At 73.9% G+C, this 19,845-nt stretch carries 23 protein-coding genes and 1 pseudogene; 7 read left to right on the top strand and 17 right to left on the bottom strand.

What is annotated here, in order from left to right:
• Positions 1-52: 52 nt before the first annotated feature.
• Positions 53-1,687, top strand: a pseudogene (locus GA0070560_RS19740) (AAA family ATPase); the annotation flags it as partial.
• A 22-nt stretch (positions 1,688-1,709) separates the two neighbouring features.
• Here GA0070560_RS19740 and GA0070560_RS19735 read toward each other — a convergent pair.
• The 12 genes from GA0070560_RS19735 to GA0070560_RS19680 all read right to left on the bottom strand — a co-directional run bounded on the left by GA0070560_RS19735 (position 1,710) and on the right by GA0070560_RS19680 (position 8,860).
• On the bottom strand, positions 1,710-2,063 hold the full coding sequence (locus tag GA0070560_RS19735) for a gas vesicle protein K (RefSeq protein WP_211565926.1): 354 nt from the start codon (positions 2,061-2,063) through the stop codon (positions 1,710-1,712).
• Positions 2,060-2,275 carry a gas vesicle protein gene (locus tag GA0070560_RS19730; protein ID WP_091299867.1) on the bottom strand — a complete coding sequence of 72 codons (216 nt, stop codon included), beginning with the start codon at positions 2,273-2,275 and terminating at the stop codon, positions 2,060-2,062. Before GA0070560_RS19730 ends, GA0070560_RS19735 begins: the two co-directional genes overlap by 4 nt.
• Positions 2,269-3,090: a GvpL/GvpF family gas vesicle protein gene (locus tag GA0070560_RS19725; RefSeq protein ID WP_091299864.1), complete on the bottom strand. Its 822-nt coding sequence runs from the start codon at positions 3,088-3,090 to the stop codon at positions 2,269-2,271. Before GA0070560_RS19725 ends, GA0070560_RS19730 begins: the two co-directional genes overlap by 7 nt.
• Entirely contained in the window at positions 3,074-3,442 is a 369-nt protein-coding gene (gvpJ, locus tag GA0070560_RS19720; protein ID WP_091299860.1) for a gas vesicle protein GvpJ, read from the bottom strand. Before gvpJ (GA0070560_RS19720) ends, GA0070560_RS19725 begins: the two co-directional genes overlap by 17 nt.
• Before the next feature lies 1 nt (position 3,443).
• Positions 3,444-3,785: a gas vesicle protein GvpO gene (locus GA0070560_RS19715; protein ID WP_211565924.1), complete on the bottom strand. Its 342-nt coding sequence runs from the start codon at positions 3,783-3,785 to the stop codon at positions 3,444-3,446.
• Between the two features lie 5 nt (positions 3,786-3,790).
• Positions 3,791-4,120 (bottom strand): gas vesicle protein GvpG, encoded by a 330-nt coding sequence (locus GA0070560_RS19710; protein ID WP_091299857.1) that lies wholly within the window; start codon positions 4,118-4,120, stop codon positions 3,791-3,793.
• A gap of 3 nt (positions 4,121-4,123) precedes the next feature.
• A complete protein-coding gene (locus GA0070560_RS19705) occupies positions 4,124-4,879 on the bottom strand; it encodes a GvpL/GvpF family gas vesicle protein (protein ID WP_091299853.1) in 756 nt (251 codons plus the stop codon).
• Between the two features lies 1 nt (position 4,880).
• Complete coding sequence (gvpJ, locus tag GA0070560_RS30095; protein WP_091299850.1) at positions 4,881-5,318, bottom strand: gas vesicle protein GvpJ; 438 nt, start codon at positions 5,316-5,318, stop codon at positions 4,881-4,883.
• The gene (locus GA0070560_RS19695) at positions 5,315-6,511 is read right to left on the bottom strand and encodes an SRPBCC family protein (protein ID WP_091299846.1); all 1,197 of its coding nucleotides are present in this window, start codon (positions 6,509-6,511) and stop codon (positions 5,315-5,317) included. The genes gvpJ (GA0070560_RS30095) and GA0070560_RS19695 overlap by 4 nt, the downstream gene beginning before the upstream one ends.
• Before the next feature lie 2 nt (positions 6,512-6,513).
• Positions 6,514-7,029, bottom strand: a complete 516-nt coding sequence (locus GA0070560_RS19690; protein ID WP_091299843.1) for a hypothetical protein — start codon at positions 7,027-7,029, stop codon at positions 6,514-6,516.
• A gap of 290 nt (positions 7,030-7,319) precedes the next feature.
• Positions 7,320-7,829 (bottom strand): GNAT family N-acetyltransferase, encoded by a 510-nt coding sequence (locus GA0070560_RS19685; protein ID WP_091299840.1) that lies wholly within the window; start codon positions 7,827-7,829, stop codon positions 7,320-7,322.
• Between the two features lie 131 nt (positions 7,830-7,960).
• Positions 7,961-8,860 (bottom strand): hypothetical protein, encoded by a 900-nt coding sequence (locus tag GA0070560_RS19680; protein ID WP_091299837.1) that lies wholly within the window; start codon positions 8,858-8,860, stop codon positions 7,961-7,963.
• A gap of 242 nt (positions 8,861-9,102) precedes the next feature.
• On the opposite strand from GA0070560_RS19680, the gene GA0070560_RS19675 reads away from it, so the two are divergent.
• Entirely contained in the window at positions 9,103-9,315 is a 213-nt protein-coding gene (locus tag GA0070560_RS19675; protein WP_091299833.1) for a hypothetical protein, read from the top strand.
• Here the strand turns inward: GA0070560_RS19675 and GA0070560_RS19670 are convergent, their stop codons facing one another.
• The 4 genes from GA0070560_RS19670 to GA0070560_RS19655 all read right to left on the bottom strand — a co-directional run bounded on the left by GA0070560_RS19670 (position 9,316) and on the right by GA0070560_RS19655 (position 12,876).
• Positions 9,316-9,771 (bottom strand): DUF3263 domain-containing protein, encoded by a 456-nt coding sequence (locus GA0070560_RS19670; protein WP_091299830.1) that lies wholly within the window; start codon positions 9,769-9,771, stop codon positions 9,316-9,318.
• 155 nt (positions 9,772-9,926) lie between these two features.
• Entirely contained in the window at positions 9,927-10,940 is a 1,014-nt protein-coding gene (locus tag GA0070560_RS19665; protein ID WP_091299826.1) for an ABC transporter permease subunit, read from the bottom strand.
• Positions 10,937-11,860: an ATP-binding cassette domain-containing protein gene (locus GA0070560_RS19660; protein WP_170839496.1), complete on the bottom strand. Its 924-nt coding sequence runs from the start codon at positions 11,858-11,860 to the stop codon at positions 10,937-10,939. The genes GA0070560_RS19665 and GA0070560_RS19660 overlap by 4 nt, the downstream gene beginning before the upstream one ends.
• Before the next feature lie 230 nt (positions 11,861-12,090).
• Entirely contained in the window at positions 12,091-12,876 is a 786-nt protein-coding gene (locus GA0070560_RS19655; protein ID WP_091299821.1) for a DeoR/GlpR family DNA-binding transcription regulator, read from the bottom strand.
• Between the two features lie 199 nt (positions 12,877-13,075).
• Between GA0070560_RS19655 and GA0070560_RS19650 the strand changes: the two genes are divergently transcribed.
• Genes GA0070560_RS19650 through nagA form a run of 3 tightly spaced genes read left to right on the top strand, consistent with a single transcriptional unit; the run spans position 13,076 to position 16,073 of the window.
• Positions 13,076-14,005 (top strand): SIS domain-containing protein, encoded by a 930-nt coding sequence (locus tag GA0070560_RS19650; RefSeq protein WP_091299818.1) that lies wholly within the window; start codon positions 13,076-13,078, stop codon positions 14,003-14,005.
• A complete protein-coding gene (locus GA0070560_RS19645) occupies positions 14,002-14,961 on the top strand; it encodes an ROK family protein (RefSeq protein ID WP_091299815.1) in 960 nt (319 codons plus the stop codon). Before GA0070560_RS19650 ends, GA0070560_RS19645 begins: the two co-directional genes overlap by 4 nt.
• A 2-nt stretch (positions 14,962-14,963) precedes the next feature.
• Positions 14,964-16,073: an N-acetylglucosamine-6-phosphate deacetylase gene (gene nagA, locus GA0070560_RS19640; protein ID WP_091299811.1), complete on the top strand. Its 1,110-nt coding sequence runs from the start codon at positions 14,964-14,966 to the stop codon at positions 16,071-16,073.
• Between the two features lie 429 nt (positions 16,074-16,502).
• On the opposite strand, the gene GA0070560_RS19635 is transcribed toward nagA, so the two are convergent.
• Positions 16,503-17,714, bottom strand: a complete 1,212-nt coding sequence (locus GA0070560_RS19635) for a DUF4032 domain-containing protein (RefSeq protein ID WP_091299807.1) — start codon at positions 17,712-17,714, stop codon at positions 16,503-16,505.
• 113 nt (positions 17,715-17,827) lie between these two features.
• Here GA0070560_RS19635 and GA0070560_RS19630 point away from each other — a divergent pair, with 113 nt between their 5' ends.
• On the top strand, positions 17,828-18,592 hold the full coding sequence (locus GA0070560_RS19630; protein WP_091299803.1) for a phosphatase PAP2 family protein: 765 nt from the start codon (positions 17,828-17,830) through the stop codon (positions 18,590-18,592).
• Positions 18,593-18,602: 10 nt separating this feature from the next.
• The gene (locus GA0070560_RS19625; protein ID WP_091300110.1) at positions 18,603-19,838 is read left to right on the top strand and encodes an APC family permease; all 1,236 of its coding nucleotides are present in this window, start codon (positions 18,603-18,605) and stop codon (positions 19,836-19,838) included.
• The last annotated feature ends 7 nt before the right edge of the window (positions 19,839-19,845 follow it).

Below are 19,845 nucleotides of genomic sequence, written 5' to 3'. Positions count from 1 at the left end.
CGAGGCGGGCGCAGCAAGCGGCATCGGCGCGGGCGGTGGCGCGGGCCAGGCGGCGGCGACCCGCACCGGAGCCGGGGCGGCCGGGGTCGACGCGGAACAGGACGAACTGGCCGCGCAGGACGCGCCGCACGTCGACGAGCTGCCCGGGCTCCGGGCCCAGGCCGAGGAGCTGACCGAACTGCTCGACCTCGGCTTCCACCACCGCGAGGTGCTGGGCCGGCTGGGCACCACCGTCTCGCTGGGCGTGCTGGTGAGCGGGCCGGCCGGATCGGGCAAGTCGGCACTGGTCCGGGCGGTCGCCGCGACCGTCGGCGCCCGGGTCCGCCGGCTCTGGGCCCCGGAGCTGGCGGCGCTGACCAACGACGCGGCAGCCCGCCGGCTGCGCGAGTCCGCCGCCGAGGTACGCGCCGGTGGACCGGCCGTGCTACTGGTCGCCGACGTGGAGGCGCTCGCCCCGGCCGACGACGCCGGCCCGCTGGCCACCGTGTTCCGGCAGGTGCTCGCCGAGACCGTCCGGTCCGGGGCGGCGGTGGTCTGCACCACCTCCCGCCCCGAGGCGGTCGACCCGGCGCTGCGCGCCCCGGACCTGCTCTCCCTGCGGATCACCGTCCCGCTGCCCGACCCGGCCCTGCGCCGCGAGCAGTTGACCGTGCTGACCCGGCAGGTGCCGCTGGCCGACGACGTACGCCTGGACGAGGTGGCCGGCCGTACCCCCGGGTTCGTCGCGGCGGACCTGGCCGCCCTGGTCCGTGAGGCCGGGGTGCGCGCGGCGCTGCGGCAGAAGTCGGCGCGGACGCCGACGGTGGCGATGGCCGACTTCACCGCCGCGCTGGAGGTGGTCCGGCCGACCACGATGGCGGCGTCCACCCTGGAGCTGGCCTCGGTCACCCTGGACGACGTCGGCGACCTGGTCGAGGTGAAGCAGACCCTCACCGAATCGGTGCTGTGGCCGCTGACCTACCCGGACACCTTCGCCCGGCTGGGCGTGCAGCCGCCGCGGGGAGTGCTGCTCTACGGCCCGCCCGGCTGTGGCAAGACGTACCTGGTGACCGCGCTGGCCGGGTCCGGCCGGGCGAACGTGCTCTCGGTCAAGGGCGCGGAGCTGCTCTCCAAGTGGGTGGGCGAGAGCGAACGCGCCGTCCGGGAGCTGTTCCGGCGCGCCCGCGAGGCCGCGCCCACGCTGGTCTTCCTCGACGAGGTGGACGCGCTGGCCCCGGTCCGCGGCCAGGCCACCGACGGGGGTACGACCGACCGGGTGGTCGCCGCGCTGCTGACCGAGCTGGACGGGGTGGAGGCGCTGCGCAACGTGGTGGTGGTGGGCGCGACGAACCGGCCGGACCTGATCGACCCGGCGCTGCTGCGTCCCGGCCGGCTGGAACGGCTGGTCTACGTGCCGCCGCCGGACGGACCCGCCCGGGCGGAGATCCTGCGCGCGTCGTCGCGGAACGTGCCGCTCGCCGAGGACGTGGACCTGGCCGCGCTCGGCGGGGAACTGGACGGTTTCTCGGCGGCGGACTGCGCGGCGCTGATCCGGGAGGCGGCGCTGGCCGCGATGCGGGAGTCGCTGACCGCCGCCACGGTCACCGCCGCCCATGTCGAGGCCGCCCGTCGTCGCGTCCGTCCCTCCCTGGACCCCGCCCAGGTCACCTGGCTCGCCGCCTACGCCGACAAGCACCACCCCCACTGACCGCCCCGCAAGAGCGGGCGGGTCAGTCGGTGGGAAGGAGGGGGCCCAACGGGCCCAGGTCGAGGTTGAGGTCCTCGGGGGCGAGGCCGAAGTACTCGCGCAGTTCGGTCATCTGCTGCTCCAGCGCCATCAACGTGGCGCCGACCCGCTCCACCTGTTCCTCGGTGAGGTCGCCGAGGTCCACCCGGCGCAGCGCCTGCCGTTCCATCAGCTGGCGCAGCAGCTCGATCACGGTGAGCACGAGGCTGGCCAACCCTCGCTCGACCGAGTCCCGGTCGACGGCGAGGCGTCGATCCAAGGGCTTGACCCGGGGCACCCGCCAGGTCGGCTCACCGAGTGCGGCGGCCAGCTCGGCCGCCTCGTCCCGCCCGGTCACGACGCGACCTCCGGCGGGACGAGGGCGCCGACCGAGGCGACCAGCGCGCGCAGTGAGATCCGGACCAGGTCGATGTCGGCGATGGCCAGGGTGATGTCGCCGGTGATCACCACGCCGGTGCCGAGCACCCGGTCGAGCAGGTCCACCAGGGCCACCGGACGGTAGGCCAGCGGGTCGTCGGCCGTGCTCGGCGCGAGTTGGGTGGTCACCATGCCGCCTCCCGAACGGTGTGCACGGCCTCCTCCTCCGGCCGCTCGGTGACGAACGAGTACGGCGGCCACGGGCCGGTCAGCTCCAGCCGGACCTCCGGGTGGCGGTCGGCCAGCTCGCGTACCAGTGCGGCGAAGCCGTCCACGGTCCCGGCGTCCACCAGGTACGCGCCGTTGAGCACCATCGCGGTCGACGCGCCCGACAGCCGCCGGTCCTGCGGGGTGTGCCGGCGTGCCTCGACGGCGTACCTGGCGAGGGCGACGTGCACGGCGGCAGCCGCCTCGGCGGCGATCCGCTGCCCCTCGTCCCGGGCGGTGAGCTGGGCGCGACGCCGCCGCAGGTACGCCGCACCGGCCCCACCCCCGCCCGTGGGCTCTTCGGTGCGGGGCACGGCGCCCGGCACCACGTACCCCTTGACGCCCCACTCGCCGCGACCGGCGAGTCGGTCCAGCGCGCCGGCCAGGTCGGCGCGGCGCTCGGCGAGCATCGCGGCGACCCGGGTGTCGTCGTGGTGCACGGTGGCCAGCCGGGCCGGCACCACCGGACCCGTCCGGCTCAACGCCTCCACCACCGCGTGGTGCGACCGGGCCGCCCGCTCCAACCAGGCCAGGTCCGCCAGGTTCCGGCGCAGCGCCTCCTCGCCGTACCCGTCCAGCGGGACGGCGCTGACCACGGCGGCCAGGCCGGCGGCGCGGACCGCGCGGACCGTACCGCCGTCCATGCCGGTGACCGTGGCCAGTACGGCGTCGTCGGCGTCGGAGACCACGCCGTGCAGCCAGGCGCCGACGGTGACCGCCGGCTCAGCCGTCGTACTCATTCCACTCCTCCCGTGCCACCCGGCGGGCGACCCTGGGCCGGCGCTCGGCCTCCACCTGCTCGGGGTCGCGCGGGCCGGGTTCGACCGGCGGCCGGGCCTTCGAGCTGAGCCACGGGTCGTGCTCCCACCAGTCGATCCCGATCTGCCGGGCGGTGTCGACCGAGGCGATGACCAGCCGCAGCTTCAACGTCAGCAGCTCGATGTCGAGCAGGCTGACCCGGATGTCACCGGCGATCACGATGCCCCGGTCGAGAACCCGTTCGAGGATGTCGCCGAGGTTCGCCGGCTCGTGACCGGCGCCCATCACCTGGCCGGTGTTCTGCACCACCGACGGTTGCCGCGGACTGGTCATGTCAACCCCCGTCGCCCTTGCCACGCTGGTAGCGGCGGGTCCGCCGGTAGCCCAGCAGCTGCCCTTCCATGTCCAGCTCCACCTCGTAGAGGCCGAGCAGGTCGGTGGAGGCGGGGATGCGGTGGTCCTCCACCACCTCCACGCCGACCAGCCACCCGTCGTCGGTGGCCTGGATCGAGGTGATCCCGAGCGGGTCCTTGCCGGTCAGCCCGACGATCTGCCGCAGTCCCTCCCGGGCCGCCTCCGCCGTCGAGATCGGCTCGTAGTCCTCGTCGTCGTACCGGGCCTCGGGGTCCGGTCGTCGCTCGCGCTCGCCGTCGCCGCGGATCCGTCCTGGCGCCAATCCGCTCACCTCCCTCGCCGTCGGTCGTGGTCGTCGCGTCGGGCGGCCGGCCGGCGCCGGGTGCCGGCGGGCCGCCGCGTGGGGCGGTCCGCCGGCGCGGCGACACCGCCGCTGGTCCCGGTCAGCCGGTCCAGCACCTGCTGCTGGGCCCGATCCCGTTCGGCTGCGGTGAGGTCACCGGAGCGCGCCGCCTCGTCCAGTTCCTCCAGCTCGCGCCGGATGTTGGCCGGGTCGTACTGCTTGGCCTCCGCCTCCCGGGCGATCACCTTCACCACCGCGGTGAGGCCGCGCACCGGGGCGTACGGCAGGGTCAGCAGTCCCCAGAGGATGTCCACGGGTCACTCCACCAGCTGATGGGCGCTGACGAAGTCGTACGGGGCCAGCGGGCCGAGCAGCCTCGTCCGGATCAGGTCCCGACGCTGCTCGGCGAAGTCCTCCAGCACCCGGACGAACTCCTCCTCGTCGTCCACCCCGACCAGGAAGGCCACGTTGACCGCGTCCAGCTCGTCGCTGGGCTGGCGGGGCGCGTGTCGCACCGCCAGCTCGCCGACCGCGTCGATCAGCGCCCGGTTCTCCGCCTCCCGGCGCAGCTCCACCGCCTGGGCGATCATCTCGCCGAGACGGATGCGCTGCTCCCGGCTCTCGATCTCCGGGCGGCCCCGGACCTGCTCGGCCAGCGCCGCCGCGTCCGGGTTCTCCGCCAGCAGCTCGCTGATCAGCTGCTGCTCGTCGAAGCGGCCGTGCACCGTGTACTGGGTGCGGTCCTCGAACTCGTCGAGGGCGGCGGCGAACTGCTCGTGGTGCGCCTCCAGCAGGTCGGTCACGGCGTCCGGCCCGGTCACCACCGTGCCGAAGCGCACCGGCAGCACCGGCGCGACCTCCGCCGTCCCGTCCAGCAGCGTCTGGTACGCCGTCAGGTCGGCCGGCCGCCCGATGGGCTCCTCCAGCCCCACCTCACTGACCAGCACCGCCAGGTCGCGGTGGCGGACGACGTCCACCTCGCCCGGCGGTTCGCCGACCCCGGCGGCGTCCGGGGTCGGCTCCACGTCGGACGGCACGATGCCGTACAGGAACAGTCCGGTCTCGTCAGCCATCTCAGCGCTCCTCGTCCCGGCGTCGGCGCGGGCGCTCCCGCTCCCGCTCGGATCCCCGGTCGCCCAACGAGTCCACCACCGCGCCACTGATCTCCTGCGCCGCCTTGCCGAGGCCGGAGATCGCCTTGCCCTTGGTGACCGCCCCGGTCGCCCCGTCGACCAGGTCGGGCAGGCCCTTCTGGTCCTCGGGGACGATGTTCAGCCGGTCGACCGTCTCGGCGAACCGCAGGTACGTCTCGACGCTGGCGATGACGATCCGGGCGTTGATCTCCAGCAACTGGATGCCGACCACGGCGACGGAGACCTGGGCGTCGATCACGACGCCCTTGTCGAGCACCGTCTCCACCACGTCGGCCAACGTGCCGCCGCTGCCCCCGCTGCCGCCGCGCTCCAACGCGCTGCCGGGCTGCCCGCCCCCGCTGGTCGTCGCGATCGTCATTCGCCGCGCTCCTCACGCCGGCGACGGACCACCGGGCGGCGGGGCGCCTCCGGGCGACGGGCGGCCGGACGGGGACGCTCCTCGCGGGGCTCCCGCTCGGCACGGGGCTGCGGGCGGCGGGCCCGCTCCGGCTGACGCCGACGCGGCGCAGGCTGCTCCTCCTCGGGCTCTTCCTCGTCGTACCCCTCGTCGTAGTCCTCGCCCTCGTGGTAGTCGTCGTACTCCTCCTCCTCGGGGGGACGACGACGCTGCGGCGGCCGGCGGCGGCCACGCGCGACGGGCCGGCGCTCCTCCTCCGGCTCCTCCTCGGCCTCCGGCTCCTCGGCCCGGGCCTGCTCGGCCTGCTCGCGGGCCTCCTGCTCCTCCTGGAGCGCGGTCTCGTGGTCCTTGACCACCTGGGAGTCCTCGATCTCGCCCCGCCAGCCCTCGACGGAGTCCGGGTCGAGCACGGTGGTGGTCATCACGTGCCGCACGAAGTGCTTCAACTCCAGCCGCACCCGCCGGCCCTGCGCCCGCCAGAGGTTGCCGGTGTGCTCGAAGAGGCCCTTCGGGTGGTACTCCAGCACGACCAGGATGCGGGTCAGGTCCGGGGTCAGCTCGTGGAAGCTGACGGTGCCGTCCACCGTGCCCTTCTCGCCCTTGGACCGCCAGTGGATGAGCTTGTCCGGAATCTGCCGGACGATGGTCGACTCCCAGCTCCGGTGCGACCAGAAGACCTGGGCCTTCCAGGTCATCTTCTCGTCCGAGTCGTTCTCGGCCTGCTCGACCTTCTTCATGAAGCTCGGGAAGTCGCCGAAGGTCGTCCACTGGTTGTACGCGGCCCGGACCGGCACGCCGACCTCGATCGTCTCGACGATGTTGGTGACCTTGAGCTTCTTGCCACCGCCCTTGCCACCCTTGCCGCCGCCGAACGCCGACATCAGCTTCTCCTTACCGCCGGCCAGGCCGGCCTGGAACATGGCCTTCATCGGGGAGTCGCCCTCGGCCAACTTCTGCGCACCGGTCGCAGCGGCGATCAGCCCCGGGCCGCCGCCGTCCCTGGCGTACTCACTGAGCCGCCCGGTGGCGCCGGTCAACCGCTCGGTGACCACCGAGACGGCCCGCTCGCCGATCGCGGACGCCAGGTCCTTCAGGTCGCTGCCGAGCTGGTCACGGGCCTTGCCGGCAAGACCACCGGTGGGGTTCGTCACCATGGTCACCGCCTCCGCTTCGCGGCCGGACGCTTGGCCGGCTCGGCACGCTCGGCCACGGGCTGGTCGTCGAGCTCCTGCTCCTCGTCCGGCGCGGAGCGTTCGTCGCGGGCCTGGTCGTCGCGGCCCTGGTCGTCGCGGGCCTGGTCGTCGCGGCCCACTTCGTCGCGGGCCTCTTCGTCGCGGGCCTCGTCCGGGCCGGCGCCGCCGGTGGACTTCCGGCGCAGAGCGTCGGCGCTGCCGCGCAGCCGCCCGCTGACGGCGTCGATGCCGCTGCTCGCGGCGGCGGTCGCGGCAGCCTTGCCGGCCGAGGCGAGCGGGCCGCCGAGCTTGCCCAGGTTGGCCAGCTGGGGGGACGAGTTCAGCAGGTCACCGCCACGCTTGAGCAGCTGCCCCGGGTCGCGGCTGGCCCGGCCGGCGGCGACCGCGGCGGCCAGGGTCAGGGCGGTACGCAGCTTCCTGCGCCGCCCGAGGATGTATCCGGCACCGACCGCGAGGCCGATCCGCATTCCGCTCTTCATCAGTTCTCCTTCACTCCCCGGTGGGAGGACGACCCGATCCACCGAAGGCCGGAAGACAACTGCCGGGGAATCAGCGCGTGGCGGGCCTGCGATCGGGTGTCCCGTATCAGCGGACCCGGCCGGCAGTACCCGCGACCCCCTACACGAAACATTTCCCCGCGAGTTCCCGAATGGGTCACCACGAAAATAGGAAGGTCGACGCCAGGGCAGCACACACGGCCGCAAACCGGACACAACATGCCGGTTGAGCAGGGAGGATCCGAGACCGGATCAGACCTCGCAGATAATTGTCAGAGCACCGGAGGGGTGGCATCGAGACAGATTTCCGCGTGCACCCTTTCGCCGTTAACCAACAATTTCGCGCCACATTTACGGAGCACTTCCACCGCACCCACGTTGCCCCGCGTGGTGTCGGCGACAACGGCCTGCATGCCGGCGGCCGCCGCCGCGTCCATCAACTCCCGCAGGGCGGCCACGCCGAGACCCTGCCCCCGCGCGGAGCGGCCGAGCCACATCCCGGTCTCCACCACACCGGGCTCGTCGCAGCGACTCATCCGGACCATGCCGACCACCTCGCCACCGGCGAGGATCGCGTACATCAGGGTGCGGGTGGGGCCGTCCAGGCCGGCGAAGCTGGCCCGGTGGAACTCACGGAACGCCTCCCGGCGGGCCGCCGACCAGCCGGCCGGGGCCTCGACCGGGGGCATCACGTCGTCCGGTTCCGCCTCGGCAACGGCTACGGAGAGCAACGGCTCCAGGTTCCGCTCGTCCACCGGCTCCAGTCGTACAGCACCCCTCACGAGCCGGAGTCTGCCGTCCCACCCGGCGCTCGTCCAGCCTTTCGACGGTGGACTGGACCTCCGTCCCCAGGGTTCAGCCGGTCGGACCACGGGGGTGGTCCACGTCACGCTCCGCTGTCGGAAGGCGCGGGTCAGTCGCGCGACGGGAACTCGCAGAGCACCGCCGACGCGTCGTCGGCGCGCTTGTGCCGGCGCAGCCGATCCGGGTGCTCGCGCTCGGCGGCGCGTACCCGGTCGATGAGCGCGCCCGGCCCCTCGGCGGTGACCAGGTCGAGCAGCCCGGCCCAGTCGAAGAGCCCGAACTGCTCGACCGCGCAGGAGGCGCCGTCGCTGAGCAGCACCGCCCGGCGCACCGCGTCCGGGCCGCGCAGCGGCAGCGTCCCGGTGACCGCGTGGTACGCCGCGTCCGGGTCGGTCGCCGCCACCCAGTAGCCGTGCGTCCGGTTCATTCGTTCCCGCTGCACCGACACCGCCTGCCGGAACCGGGTCTGCGGGTCGGTCCCGTCGGCCGGCAGGCCCGCCGCGATGCGCCGCAGGTCGGCCATGGCGACGTCGAGCCGGTCGTCCGAGACCACCTCGACCCGCCCGCCGACGTCGAGGACCAGCGGGCTGTCGCAGAGCACCAGGTAGTCGATCTCGTCGACGCCCTCCCGCAGCAGACAGACCGTCGCCGACGGGGTGCCCGGGTGGTCCAGGTCGCAGTTGTCGCCATGATCGGCACGGACCGCGAGCAGCGCCGCCGCGAGGCTGCTCACCAGGGTCGCGGCCGGTCGCGCGGCCACCGCCAGCCCGATCCGGGCGGCCAGGTGCCGGACGAACCAGGCCGGCCCGTGCACGCATCCGGTGTCGAAGCCCGCCGGCACCGTGGCGCCGTCGAGCACCCCGACCAGCGGGCCGAGCCGGAAGACGACGTCCTCGTTCTCCAGCCGCCCCGGCGCGGCCAGCGAGGCGGAGCGGACCCGCATCGTGGACGCCTCACCGACCGTCCGGACGGTGTGCCCCGCCGGGTGCCGCGCCTCCGGTCCCGCCATCTGTCCACTCCCCTCCTCGCTCCGGCCCGGCTACCCGGCCCGGAGCGCGCCATGCCCGCCGCCGCTCGGCGCACCCGGTCCGGCAAGCACCGTCCCGCCCAGGATCGCGAAAACCGACCGGTACGCCACCGTCACCGACGGTAGCGTCAGAGACGGTCGGCGTCCCGGGTCACCACCGGGCCGACGCGGCGGGACGACCCGGCCGCGCCAGGGGAGCCGTACGACGCGACAGGGGGATCGCCATGTTGGAACGGTTGCACGAGTCGGGGCTGAAGGCGGAGCACGCGTACCTGGCGGGGTTCGTCAGCATCGGGCTCTCCTTCACCAGCTGGTTCCTCTCCAAGCACCTGGAGCGCGCGGGAGTCGCCCGGGCGGACCGCTGGGGCATCTTCATCGGAGAGTGGGCCCCGACCTTCTTCGCCCTCGGCAACGGCCTGCGCACGTACGAGAAGTGATCAGCGACGGCGGTTGCGGGCCCGCGACGAGCGCAGCCGGCGCAGCCGCCCGACCAGCACCGGCTCGGCGGCGAGCGCGGCGGGCCGGTCCAGCAGGGCGTTGAGCAGCTGGTAGTAGCGGGTGGCGGAGAGGCCGAAGGTGTCCCGGATGGCCTGCTCCTTGGCCCCGGCGTGCCGCCACCACTGCCGTTCGAAGGCCAGGATCCGCTGCTCCCGCTCGGTGAGCGTGTCGGCGCGAGCGTCCCCGTCGGGCTCCGCACCGGTCGCGACCGCGTCGGCGGGAGAGGCCGGCGGGACGTCCTCCGGCACCGGCCCGGCGACCTCCGACGCGGAGCCGGTGGTCTCCACCGGGGGGACGGGACGCGGCGGCGGGACCGTACGCCCGTCGGCAACGGCCCGGCCCGCCGACGGCTCGGACCGGTCGGCGGCGGCCGGGGCGGCGTCGGCGGGGGGCATGGCGCTCCTCAGCAGGGCGGACGTCCGGTGGGGCAGGCCGACCGGAGGGGGACACCCAGCCTAACCAGGGCGGGCGACGATCGCAGCGGACGAAGGCCCGCGCCGACCGGATCGGCGCGGGCCCGTCCACGTACACCGCCGGGCGGCGGCACGACTCAGGCGACGTCCCGTCGGCGCATCAGCCAGAAGGCGGCGGTCAGCACCAGGGCCGCACCGAGCCCGAAGAGCAGACCCGACTGCTGCCAGGTGACGAACATCTCCTTCGGCTCGCACGCGCCCTGGACGAACTGGCAGGAGTCGTAGTCCACCAGCTTCCACCGCTTCTGGAACCAGGCCATCGCGTAGGTCGAGAGGACGTACCGGTCGCCGAACGGGACGCCGGCGATCGCCGTGCCGATCCGGACGCCGATCTCGCTGACGACGCCGAGGCCGACCGCGACACCCAGCGCCATCGCGGTGTGCCGGCCGATCGAGGCGAGTGCGAACGCGACCGCGCCCACCGCCAGGATCAGCGCCAGCGCGCGTAGCCCGTCGAGGCCCACCGACTGCCAGACCCCGGCGGTGACCCTGGCGGTGGTGCCCCGCCAGGTGCCGATCAGCCAGAAGGCCAGCGTCCAGAGCGCGCCGAGCACCACGGTCACGCCGACGAGCGTGGTGAGCACCGCGGCCAGCTTGGTGCCGAGCACGGCCAGCCGCCTCGGCCGCCAGAGCAGCAGGTTCATCATCCCGCCGGTGCTCCACTCCGCTCCGACGAACGACGCCCCGACCAGGAAGGCGAAGAGCCCGACAGCGCCGGCGAAGACGGCCACGAAGATGCCGAACTCGGCCCGGAAGTCGAACTGGTACGGCAGGTTCCACGTCGGATCGAACATCTCCGGCTGCGGCTGCCAGTCACGACCGCAGTTCGGGCCGTACCGCTCCTCCGTCTGCTCCCCGCGCGCCTGGGCTGCCTCGCACTCGGCAACCGACTTCTGCCAGCCCTGGACGGCCTGTCGGTACTGCGCGTCCGACTCCGCCTGGGCCTGCGCCACGACAGCCGGCGAGAGCTTGTGGCTGGAGAAGGCGAAGACCGTGGCGATGCCGGCCAGGCCGACGACGAGCAGGGCCAGCAGCATCCGGGTCAGCCGGCGCTTTGCCAGCCGGCGCAGCTCGGTGACGTACAGACTCATGCTCCCCAACCCCCTCCGGCGACGCCGGGCTGCCCCGTCCCGCCGACCTTCGCGGACTCGTCGACCTGGCGGTGCTGACCCGGCACCGGCGCGGTGTTGGTCAGTTCGAGGAAGACGCTCTCCAGGTCCACCGCGACCGAGGCCAGCTCGCTGACGTACAGGTGGTGCTCGGCGAGGAGCCGGCTGACCGAGGCCGGCTTGTCGACGCCGCTGAGCATCAGGTGGTCGGGGTGTCGGGTGACCGGCACGCCGGCCCGGTCGAGCACCGCGGCGGCGGCGGCCAGGTCCTCGGCGGCGTCCAGTCGGACCCGTACCGCGCCGTGCGAGTGCGCGGCGAGCACCTGGTCCACCGGCCCGAAGGCGACCCGGCGGCCCAGCGAGATGATGGTGACCGAGTCGCAGATCAACTGGATCTCGCCGAGGATGTGGCTGGAGAGCAGCACGGTCATCCCGGAGGCGGCGAGGTCACGCATCAAGGTGCGCATCTCCCGGATGCCGCCCGGGTCCAGGCCGTTGGCCGGCTCGTCGAGGATCAGCAGTTTCGGGTTCTTGAGCAGGGCGGACGCGACCGCGAGCCGCTGCTTCATGCCGAGCGAGTACGTCTTGACCCGCTCGCCGGCCCGGTCCCGCAGCCCGACCAGTTCGAGCACCTCGTCCACCCGTGTGGCCGGCACCTCACCGGCGCCGGCCAGCAGGGAGAGGGTGTCGCGCGCGGAGAAGTGCGGGAAGAACTGCGGGCTCTCCACGATCGCCCCGATCTGCCCGGCCACGGTGGGCAGCGCGGCCGGCACCTCGTGCCCGAGGACGGCCATCCGGCCGCCGTCCGCCCGGATCAGGCCGAGCAGGGTACGCAGGGTGGTGGTCTTGCCCGACCCGTTCGGGCCGAGGAAGCCGTGCACCTGACCCGCCTCGACCCGCATGTCGAAGCCGTCCAGCGCGTTGCGAGTGCCCCGCCGGCGGCTCTTGTACGTCTTACGTAGACCTTCGATCTCCAGGACAGCCGACAAGCTGCGCCTCCCCCGATGGTGGCTGGATGACGACGGTCACCATACTCGGTATGCGCCGGGCGGCAATACCCGGTATGCATCGGCGATTCGGCTGATTTTCGACCACCCTCAGTGACGGCGCAATGCCGTCGTGGCGGCCCGCGTCAGGCGCAGATGACGTTGACCCCGGCGGCCCGGAACGCCTCGACCACCTCGGGGGACGCGCCGGAGTCGGTCACCAGCGTCTCCACCCGGTCGACCGGGCAGATCCGGGCGAAGGCGTGCCCGCCCAGCTTGGACGAGTCCGCGATGATGACGACCCGCTTCGCCCGCGCCACCATCAGGTTGTTCATCGCCGCCTCGCCCTCGTGGTGGGCGGCGGCGCCGAGCTGCGGGTCGACCGCGTCCACACCGAGCAGGGCGACGTCCAGGGTGACCTCGCGCAGCAGCGCCCCACCCAGCGGGCCGACCAGCTCGAACGACTTCGGCCGCACCACGCCGCCGGCCACCACGACCTTCATCCGCGAGCGGACCAGCAGCTCGTTGGCGATGTTCAGGGCGTTGGTGACCACGGTGAGCTGGGCGCCCTCGGCGCTGGTGTTCAGGTCGGGGCGGACGGCCAGGGCACGGGCCACCTCGGTGCTGGTGGTGCCACCGTTGAGGCCGACCACGGTGCCCGGGGAGACCAGCGCGGCGGCGGCCGCGCCGATCCGCTGCTTCTCGGCGGAGTGCTTGGCGGTCTTGTAGCGCAGCGGCAGGTCGTACGAGACGCCGTTGGCGACCGCGCCACCCCGGGTCCGGGTGATCATCTGCTGCTGGGCGAGCTGGTCGAAGTCACGCCGGATGGTGGCCTGGGAGACGTCCAGCCGCCCGGCCGCCTCCTCGACGCTGACCCGGCCGTTGTCGGTCAGCATTTCGAGCAGAGCGTTCCATCTGGCGTACCGGTCCACCGCGGGGGCCTCCGTTGACTCTGCACGAACGGTGATTGATTGCGTGCACAGTAGTGCGCGAAACTACGTGGGCGCAAAACTTCGGCCTGCGCGATGTGGGTGTCGGTTGCCACAGCCACCCCCGTACGCGCAGAATGACGCGCGAAAGTAGGCTGTAACGAGCCGTATTGCGCACCACCTCCCCGTACGAGGAGTTCTCATGGCGTACGTCGACGCGGAGATCGCGAGCCAGCCCGACTGCTGGCGGGAGGCGGCACGGCTCGCCGGCGCCGTCACCGCCGACCTGCCCCGCCCCGGCGAGCGGGTCGCCGTCGTCGGCTGCGGCACGTCCTGGTTCATGGCGATGGCGTACGCCGGGCTGCGCGAGCGCGCCGGCCACGGCGAGACGGACGCCTTCCAGGCCAGCGAGTTCCCCGCCGGCCGCCGCTACGACCGGCTGATCGCGATCACCCGCTCCGGCACCACGACCGAGGTGATCGACCTGCTCGCCGCGCTGCGCGGCCGGGTGCCCACCACGGTCCTCGTCGGTGACCCCGACTCCCCCGCCGTCGCACTGGCCGACGCCGCGGTGACCATGCCCTTCGCCGACGAGCGGTCGGTGGTGCAGACCCGCTTCGCCACCACGGCGCTGGCGCTGCTCCGCGCCCACCTCGGCGACAACGTCGAGGCGCTCGCCGCCGACGCCGAGGTGGCCGTCCGGGCCCCGCTGCCGATCGACCCGGCGAGTATCGGGCAGGCCACCTTCCTCGGCCGGGGCTGGACGGTCGGGCTGGCCCAGGAGGCCGCGCTGAAGTGCCGGGAGGCGGCCACCTTCTGGGCGGAGGCGTACCCGGCGATGGACTACCGGCACGGCCCCATCTCGATCGCCGGCCCCGGCCGGCTGGTCTGGGCGTTCGGCGAGCTGCCCGACGGGCTGCCCGAGGACGTGGCGGCCACCGGCGCCGCGTTCGTACACAGCCGGCACCACGGCTGCCGGACGGTGCTGGGCAGTTGGGCGGCGGGCCGTACCCCGGTCGACCCGATGGCCGACCTGATCCTGGCGCAGCGCTTCGCGGTCGCGCTGGCCACCAGCCGGGGCCTCGACCCGGACGCGCCCCGGCACCTCAGCCGGTCCGTGGTGCTCGCGTGACCGACGCCCCCGCCGAGCGCGGTGGGCCGGTCGTCGTCGCGTTGGACATCGGCGGCACGGGGATGAAGTGCGCCCTGGTCCGCCCGGACGGCGAGGTCGCGCACGCCGAACGACACCCCACCGGCGCGGAACGCGGCCCCGCCGCCGTGGTCGACACCATCCTCGACGTGGCCGAAGGGCTGGCCGGCAGGGCCCGCGCCGAGGGGCTCACCCCGATCGCCTGCGGCATCGGCGTGCCCGGGCTGGTGGACGACGCCGCCGGGGTGGCGGTCTGGTCGTCCAACATCGGCTTCCGGCACGTGCCGCTGCGGGACCTGACCGCCGCCCGGCTCGGGCTCCCCACGGCGCTCGGCCACGACGTGCGTGTCGGGGGGCTCGCCGAGACCCGGCTCGGCGCGGGCCGCGACGTCGCGCACGTCCTCTTCGTCGCCGTCGGCACCGGCATCGCCGCCGCCCATGTGGTCGGTGGGTCGGCCACCGCCGGGGCGCACGGCGCCGCCGGCGAACTCGGCCACATCCTGGTACGCCCCGGCGGCCCGCGCTGCGGCTGCGGGCGGCCCGGCTGTCTGGAGGCGGTCTCGTCCGCCTCGGCGATCGGCCGCCGATACACCGAGCTGGCACGCATGGCCGTCCCACCCCCGGCCGGTGCGGTGTTCACCGCCGCCGAGGTGGTCGAGCGGGCGGCGGCCGGGGAGGAACTGGCCGGGCGGGTCTGGCGGGAGGCTGTCGACGCGCTCGCCGACGGCCTGGCCACCGCCCAGGCGCTCTTCGACGTGGAGACCATGGTGATCGGTGGTGGGCTGGCCCGGGCCGGCGCGCGGCTGTTCGACCCGCTGCGCGCGGCGCTGCGGGAGCGGATCACCTTCCACCGGGAGCCGCGCCTGGTCGCGGCGGCCCTCGGCGACGAGGCGGGCTGCCTCGGTGCCGCCCTGCTCGCCCTCGACAGTCTGGAGTGACAATGGCCCTGCGGGTGACCGGCAAGGTGGTGACCCCGACCGGCGTGGTCCGGCAGGGGTGCGTGGAGATCAACGGCGACCGGATCACCGCGGTGGCCGAGTACCCGGCGAAGCGGGACGGGCACTGGATCGTGCCGGGCTTCGTGGACATGCACACCCACGGCGGCGGCGGGCACACCTTCACCACCGGGGATGCCGGCTCCGCCCGGCAGGCCGCCGCGTTCCACCTGGGACACGGCACCACCACCCTGCTGGCCAGCCTGGTCAGCTCACCGCTCCCGCTGATGCGCGACGCCACCGCGGCCTTCGCCCCGCTGGTGCGCGAAGGGGTGCTGGCCGGCGTCCACTTCGAAGGGCCGTACCTGTCGGCGGCGCGGTGCGGCGCGCAGAACCCGGACCACCTGCGCGACCCGTCGACCGACGAGCTGTCCGAGCTGATCGAGCTGGGCGGCGGTGCGGTCCGGATGGTGACCCTGGCCCCCGAGCGGGCCGGCGCGCTGGACGCGATCAAGCTGCTCACCTCGCACGGGGTGGTCGCCGCCGTCGGCCACACCGACGCCACGTACGACGAGACCCGCACCGCCGTGGCGGCCGGCGCGAGCGTCGCCACCCACCTGTTCAACGGGATGCGGCCGGTGCACCACCGCGAGCCGGGCCCGGTGGTGGCTCTGCTGGACGCCCCGAACGTGGTCTGCGAACTGGTCGCGGACGGGGTGCACCTGCACGACGGCATGCTCACCTTCGCCACCTCGAGCGCCGGCCCGGAGCGGGCCGCCCTGATCACCGACGCGATGGCCGCCGCCGGCATGCCCGACGGCGCGTACGAGCTGGGCGGCCAGGACGTCGTCGTCGCCGACGGGGTGGCCCGGCTGGCCCGTGACGGCGCGATCGCCGGCAGCACGCTGACCATGGACGCGGCGCTGCGGCACGCCGTCACCGCCGGCATCCCGATCGCCGACGCGGTCCGCATGGTGGCGACCACCCCCGCCCGGGCGATCGGTCTCGGCGGCAAGGTCGGCGCGCTCCAGGTCGGCCTCCGCGCGGACCTGGTCGTCCTCGATGACGACCTGAACGTGGTGCGGGTGATGCGCGGCGGCTCCTGGGTGGAGTGACCGAGCCGGCGACCCCGGCCCGGGCTGCGGCACGGCAGCCCGCCCGGCGGCACGGCAGCCCGCCCGGCGGCACGGCAGCCCGGGCCACGTCACGGCAGCCGGGCGGCGGCACGGGCAGCCTGCCCGGAAATCACGCTGCGTACCGTTCGCGCGGACGTCCCACCTCATGTGCGGACGCTTTGCTCTGCATACACCCACGCGCCGGTCACGCCCTGTCAGTGGACGCCGCACCGCCGCACCGGAACCCCGACCAGAAGCACCAGCTCAGGGCAGTGGTGCGGTGGTGGCTGCAGAGCAAAGCAAGTAACCACCGGACCACCACCCCCGCGACCCGGTCACCACGAGTAATCAGAGACCCTCGACTACGGAGAGTCGTAACTGGCGGGGCCCAGCGCACCGCATCAGCCCACGGGATCGGGCACCGGCGGGTCAGCCGGCCGTGGGGACCTCGACGCCGAGGACGGCCTGCTCGTCCGGGCGGTGCACCAGCACCTCCGACAGGTACGACTGCACCGCCGGCCCCATGCCGACGTCCCGGCCGGCGCGCTCGGAGAGCAGCCACTTGTGCTCGATGATCTGCGCGAACAGCTCCTGCGGCTCCAGCTTGCGGCGCAGGTGCGCCGGCACCGCCCGGACGACCGGTTCGAAGACCTCGGTCAACCACCGGTGCGCCGCCTGCTGCTCGTCGGTCAGGTCGCTCTCCACCCGGTAGGCGTCCAGGTCGTTGAGCAGCCGGCGGGCCTGGTTCTCCTCGGCGTCCAGGCCGGTCAGCCGGATCAGCCGCCGGGTGTGGTAGCCGGCGTCGACCACCTTGGGCCGAACCAGGTAGCGGCCGTTGTCGGCGGTCGACATCGCCACCTCGGCGACGTCGAAGCCCATCTCGTTGAGGCGGCGGATCCGGCCCTCGATGTCGTGCCGGGACTCCCGCTCGACCGCCTGCTCGTAGGTGATCTCGTGCCACAGCCGCTCGTAGCGCTGCACGACCTCCTCGCAGACCACCTCCGGGTCGATCGACTCGTGCAGCAGCCCGGCGGCCTGGAGGTCCAGCGCCTCCCCGAAGATGTTGACCCGGGCGATCTCCAGGTCCTCGCCGCGCTGGCCGTTGGAGAGGGTGTGGTGCAGCGCCCCGGTCTCCGCGTCGACCAGGTAGGCGGCGAAGGCGCCCGCGTCCCGTCGGAACAGCGTGTTCGACAGCGAGCAGTCGCCCCAGAAGAAGCCGGTCAGGTGCATCCGGACCAGCAGCACCGCCAGCGCGTCGAGCAGCCGGCCCATGGTCTCCGGGCGCAGCGTACGGGAGAAGAGCGCCCGGTACGGCAGCGAGAACTGCAGGTGCCGGGTGATCAGCACCGACTCGAGGGGTTCCCCGTCCTCGGTCTGCCGGTCGGCGACGATCGCCACCGCCTCCACCGACGGGAAGTCGATCCGCTCCAGCGCCCGGAGCAGGTCGTACTCCCGCTCGGCGATCCGCTCGCGAGTCTCCTTGAACGCGTACACGTAGTCGCCGAGGCGGACGAAGCGGACGATGTGCCGCGAGATGCCCTGCGGCAGCGCGACCAGGTGGTGCGCAGGCCACTGCTCCAACGGCGTCGACCAGGGAAGGTCGAGCAGCGCCGGGTCGACGAGGGCCGAGGTGATCCGCACGGGGACAAGTGTGAAGGGTGTGCCCTGCCGAGCGCTTCCCTTCGTGGCTCGGCACACATCGCCCGCCCGGCCCACGCCGGCCGGCCACCGCCCGGAGCCGGTAGCGTGATCGCGTGCGGGAGACCACGACGGTACGCGGGGTACGGCTCCACCCGGTGCGTCCCGCCGGCTGGTGGTACGACGTCCTCCTGCTGGCCGGGCTGGTCGGCCTGACCGTGGCGCTGGCCACCGGCCACCTGTTCGGGATCGACCGGGCGGTGGCCGACTGGGCGGCCGACCACCGGCCGGCGGCGGCGTACTGGACGGCGGTGGTCTTCAACTACCTGGGCCAGGGCACCCCGTTGACGCTCATCGCCGCCGGGGTCGGCGTGCTGCTGGCGGTCCGGCTCCGCTCGGTCCGCCCGGTGCTGCCCCCGGTGCTGGCGTTCGTGCTCACCCTCTTCACCATCGGCCCGCTCAAGGTGTGGACCGCCCGGCCGGCGCCCAGCGCCAGCGTCAAGGACCCCTTCCTGCCGCCCGAGCAGACCCTGCCGCTGTTCCAGGACGACCTGCCGGTCCGGTTCGCCCAGTCCTACCCGTCGGGGCACGTGGCCAACGCGATCGTCTGGTACGGCGTTATCGCGCTGCTGCTCGCCCCGCTGCTGCGCACCGCCGGCCGGCGCATGCCACCCCGGCTGGTCACCGTCGTGCGGGTGGTGCCGCCGCTGGTGGTGCTGACCACCACCACCTACCTGGGTTGGCACTGGCTCACCGACTCGGTGGCCGGGCTGCTGCTCGGCCTGCTGCTGGACCGGCTGCTGCACCGGATCCCCTGGGACGACGTGCCGTTGCCCGGCCGGTTGCGGGACTGGGACCGGCCGTTCACCTCGACCCTCTAGGGTGCCGCTCGTGGATCAACTCCGGCGGCGGTTGGGCGTACCCGACGCGGTGGTCATCGGGCTCGGGTCGATGCTCGGCGCGGGCGTCTTCGTGGTCTTCGCCCCGGCCGCGGCGACGGCCGGTGGCGTGGGGCTGCTCCTCGCGCTGGCGCTGGCCGGATTCATCGCGTTCTGCAACGCGACCAGCTCGGCGCGGCTCGCCGCCCGCTACCCCGAGTCCGGCGGCACCTACGTGTACGGACGGGAGCGGCTGAACCCGTTCGCCGGTTTCCTGGCCGGTTGGGGATTCGTGGTCGGCAAGACGGCCAGTTGCGCGGCGATGGCGCTGACCATCGGGGCGTACCTCTGGCCCGGTCAGGCCCGGCTGGTCGCGGTCGCCGCGGTGGTCGCGGTGACCGCGGTGAACCTGCGCGGCATCGCCAAGACCGCCGCCGCGACGACCGCCCTGGTGGTCGTGGTGCTGGTCGTGCTGGGCCTGGTCGCGGTGAGCGGGCTGGTCGCCGGTGACGTGCAGCTCGACCGGCTCGGCGCGGGCGGTGGCTCCGCCCAGGGCGTACTGACCGCCGCCGGGCTGCTCTTCTTCGCCTTCGCCGGGTACGCCCGGATCGCCACCCTGGGTGAGGAGGTCCGCGATCCGGCACGGACCATCCCCCGGGCCGTCCCACTCGCTCTCGGCGTGGTGCTGGCGATCTACCTGGTGATCGCCGTGGTCGCGGTCGGCGTGCTCGGCGCGGACCGGCTGGCCTCGTCCGCCGCGCCCCTGGTCGACGTGGTGACCGCCGCCGGGCTGCCCGGCCTGGCCTGGGTGGTCCGGGCCGGCGCGACGGTGGCGGTGACCGGGGTGCTGCTCTCCCTGCTCGCCGGGGTCGGCCGGACGCTGCTGGCGATGGCCCGCCGCCGGGACGTGCCCGGGACCCTGGCCGCGGTGCACCCGGTCCACCAGGTGCCGCACCGGGCCGAACTGGCGGTCGCCGCCGTGGTGGTCGTGGTGACGGCGCTCGGCGACGTACGCGGCGCGATCGGCTTCTCCAGCTGCACCGTGCTGGTCTACTACGCGATCACCAACGCCTCGGCGCTGACGCTGGGCCGCGACCCGGGCCGGAAGCTCCCGGTGCGGGCGCTCGCGGTGGCCGGGCTGGTCGGCTGCCTCCTGCTCGCGGTCAGCCTGCCGCCGGCCAGCGTCCTCGCCGGCTTCGGCGTCCTCGGCCTCGGCGCGCTCTGGTACGCCGTGCGCCACCGCCGCTGACCGGAGC

Origin of the sequence: Micromonospora halophytica, from assembly GCF_900090245.1 — a bacterium.
Classification (GTDB): domain Bacteria; phylum Actinomycetota; class Actinomycetes; order Mycobacteriales; family Micromonosporaceae; genus Micromonospora; species Micromonospora halophytica.
The sequence above is the reverse complement of the archived record's forward strand: the minus strand, read 5'-3'. Positions and strand labels throughout refer to the sequence as shown.

Bases quoted from the DNA above. Each gene is read 5' to 3' on its own strand.
- GA0070560_RS19730 (WP_091299867.1), bottom strand. From the start codon at position 2,275: ATGGTGACCACCCAACTCGCGCCGAGCACGGCCGACGACCCGCTGGCC.
- GA0070560_RS19725 (WP_091299864.1), bottom strand. From the start codon at position 3,090: ATGAGTACGACGGCTGAGCCGGCGGTCACCGTCGGCGCCTGGCTGCAC.
- gvpJ (WP_091299860.1), bottom strand. From the start codon at position 3,442: ATGACCAGTCCGCGGCAACCGTCGGTGGTGCAGAACACCGGCCAGGTG.
- GA0070560_RS19705 (WP_091299853.1), bottom strand. From the start codon at position 4,879: ATGGCTGACGAGACCGGACTGTTCCTGTACGGCATCGTGCCGTCCGAC.
- gvpJ (WP_091299850.1), bottom strand. From the start codon at position 5,318: ATGACGATCGCGACGACCAGCGGGGGCGGGCAGCCCGGCAGCGCGTTG.
- GA0070560_RS19695 (WP_091299846.1), bottom strand. From the start codon at position 6,511: ATGGTGACGAACCCCACCGGTGGTCTTGCCGGCAAGGCCCGTGACCAG.
- GA0070560_RS19690 (WP_091299843.1), bottom strand. From the start codon at position 7,029: ATGAAGAGCGGAATGCGGATCGGCCTCGCGGTCGGTGCCGGATACATC.
- GA0070560_RS19680 (WP_091299837.1), bottom strand. From the start codon at position 8,860: ATGGCGGGACCGGAGGCGCGGCACCCGGCGGGGCACACCGTCCGGACG.
- GA0070560_RS19675 (WP_091299833.1), top strand. From the start codon at position 9,103: ATGTTGGAACGGTTGCACGAGTCGGGGCTGAAGGCGGAGCACGCGTAC.
- GA0070560_RS19670 (WP_091299830.1), bottom strand. From the start codon at position 9,771: ATGCCCCCCGCCGACGCCGCCCCGGCCGCCGCCGACCGGTCCGAGCCG.
- GA0070560_RS19665 (WP_091299826.1), bottom strand. From the start codon at position 10,940: ATGAGTCTGTACGTCACCGAGCTGCGCCGGCTGGCAAAGCGCCGGCTG.
- GA0070560_RS19660 (WP_170839496.1), bottom strand. From the start codon at position 11,860: ATGCGGGTCGAGGCGGGTCAGGTGCACGGCTTCCTCGGCCCGAACGGG.
- GA0070560_RS19650 (WP_091299818.1), top strand. From the start codon at position 13,076: ATGGCGTACGTCGACGCGGAGATCGCGAGCCAGCCCGACTGCTGGCGG.
- nagA (WP_091299811.1), top strand. From the start codon at position 14,964: ATGGCCCTGCGGGTGACCGGCAAGGTGGTGACCCCGACCGGCGTGGTC.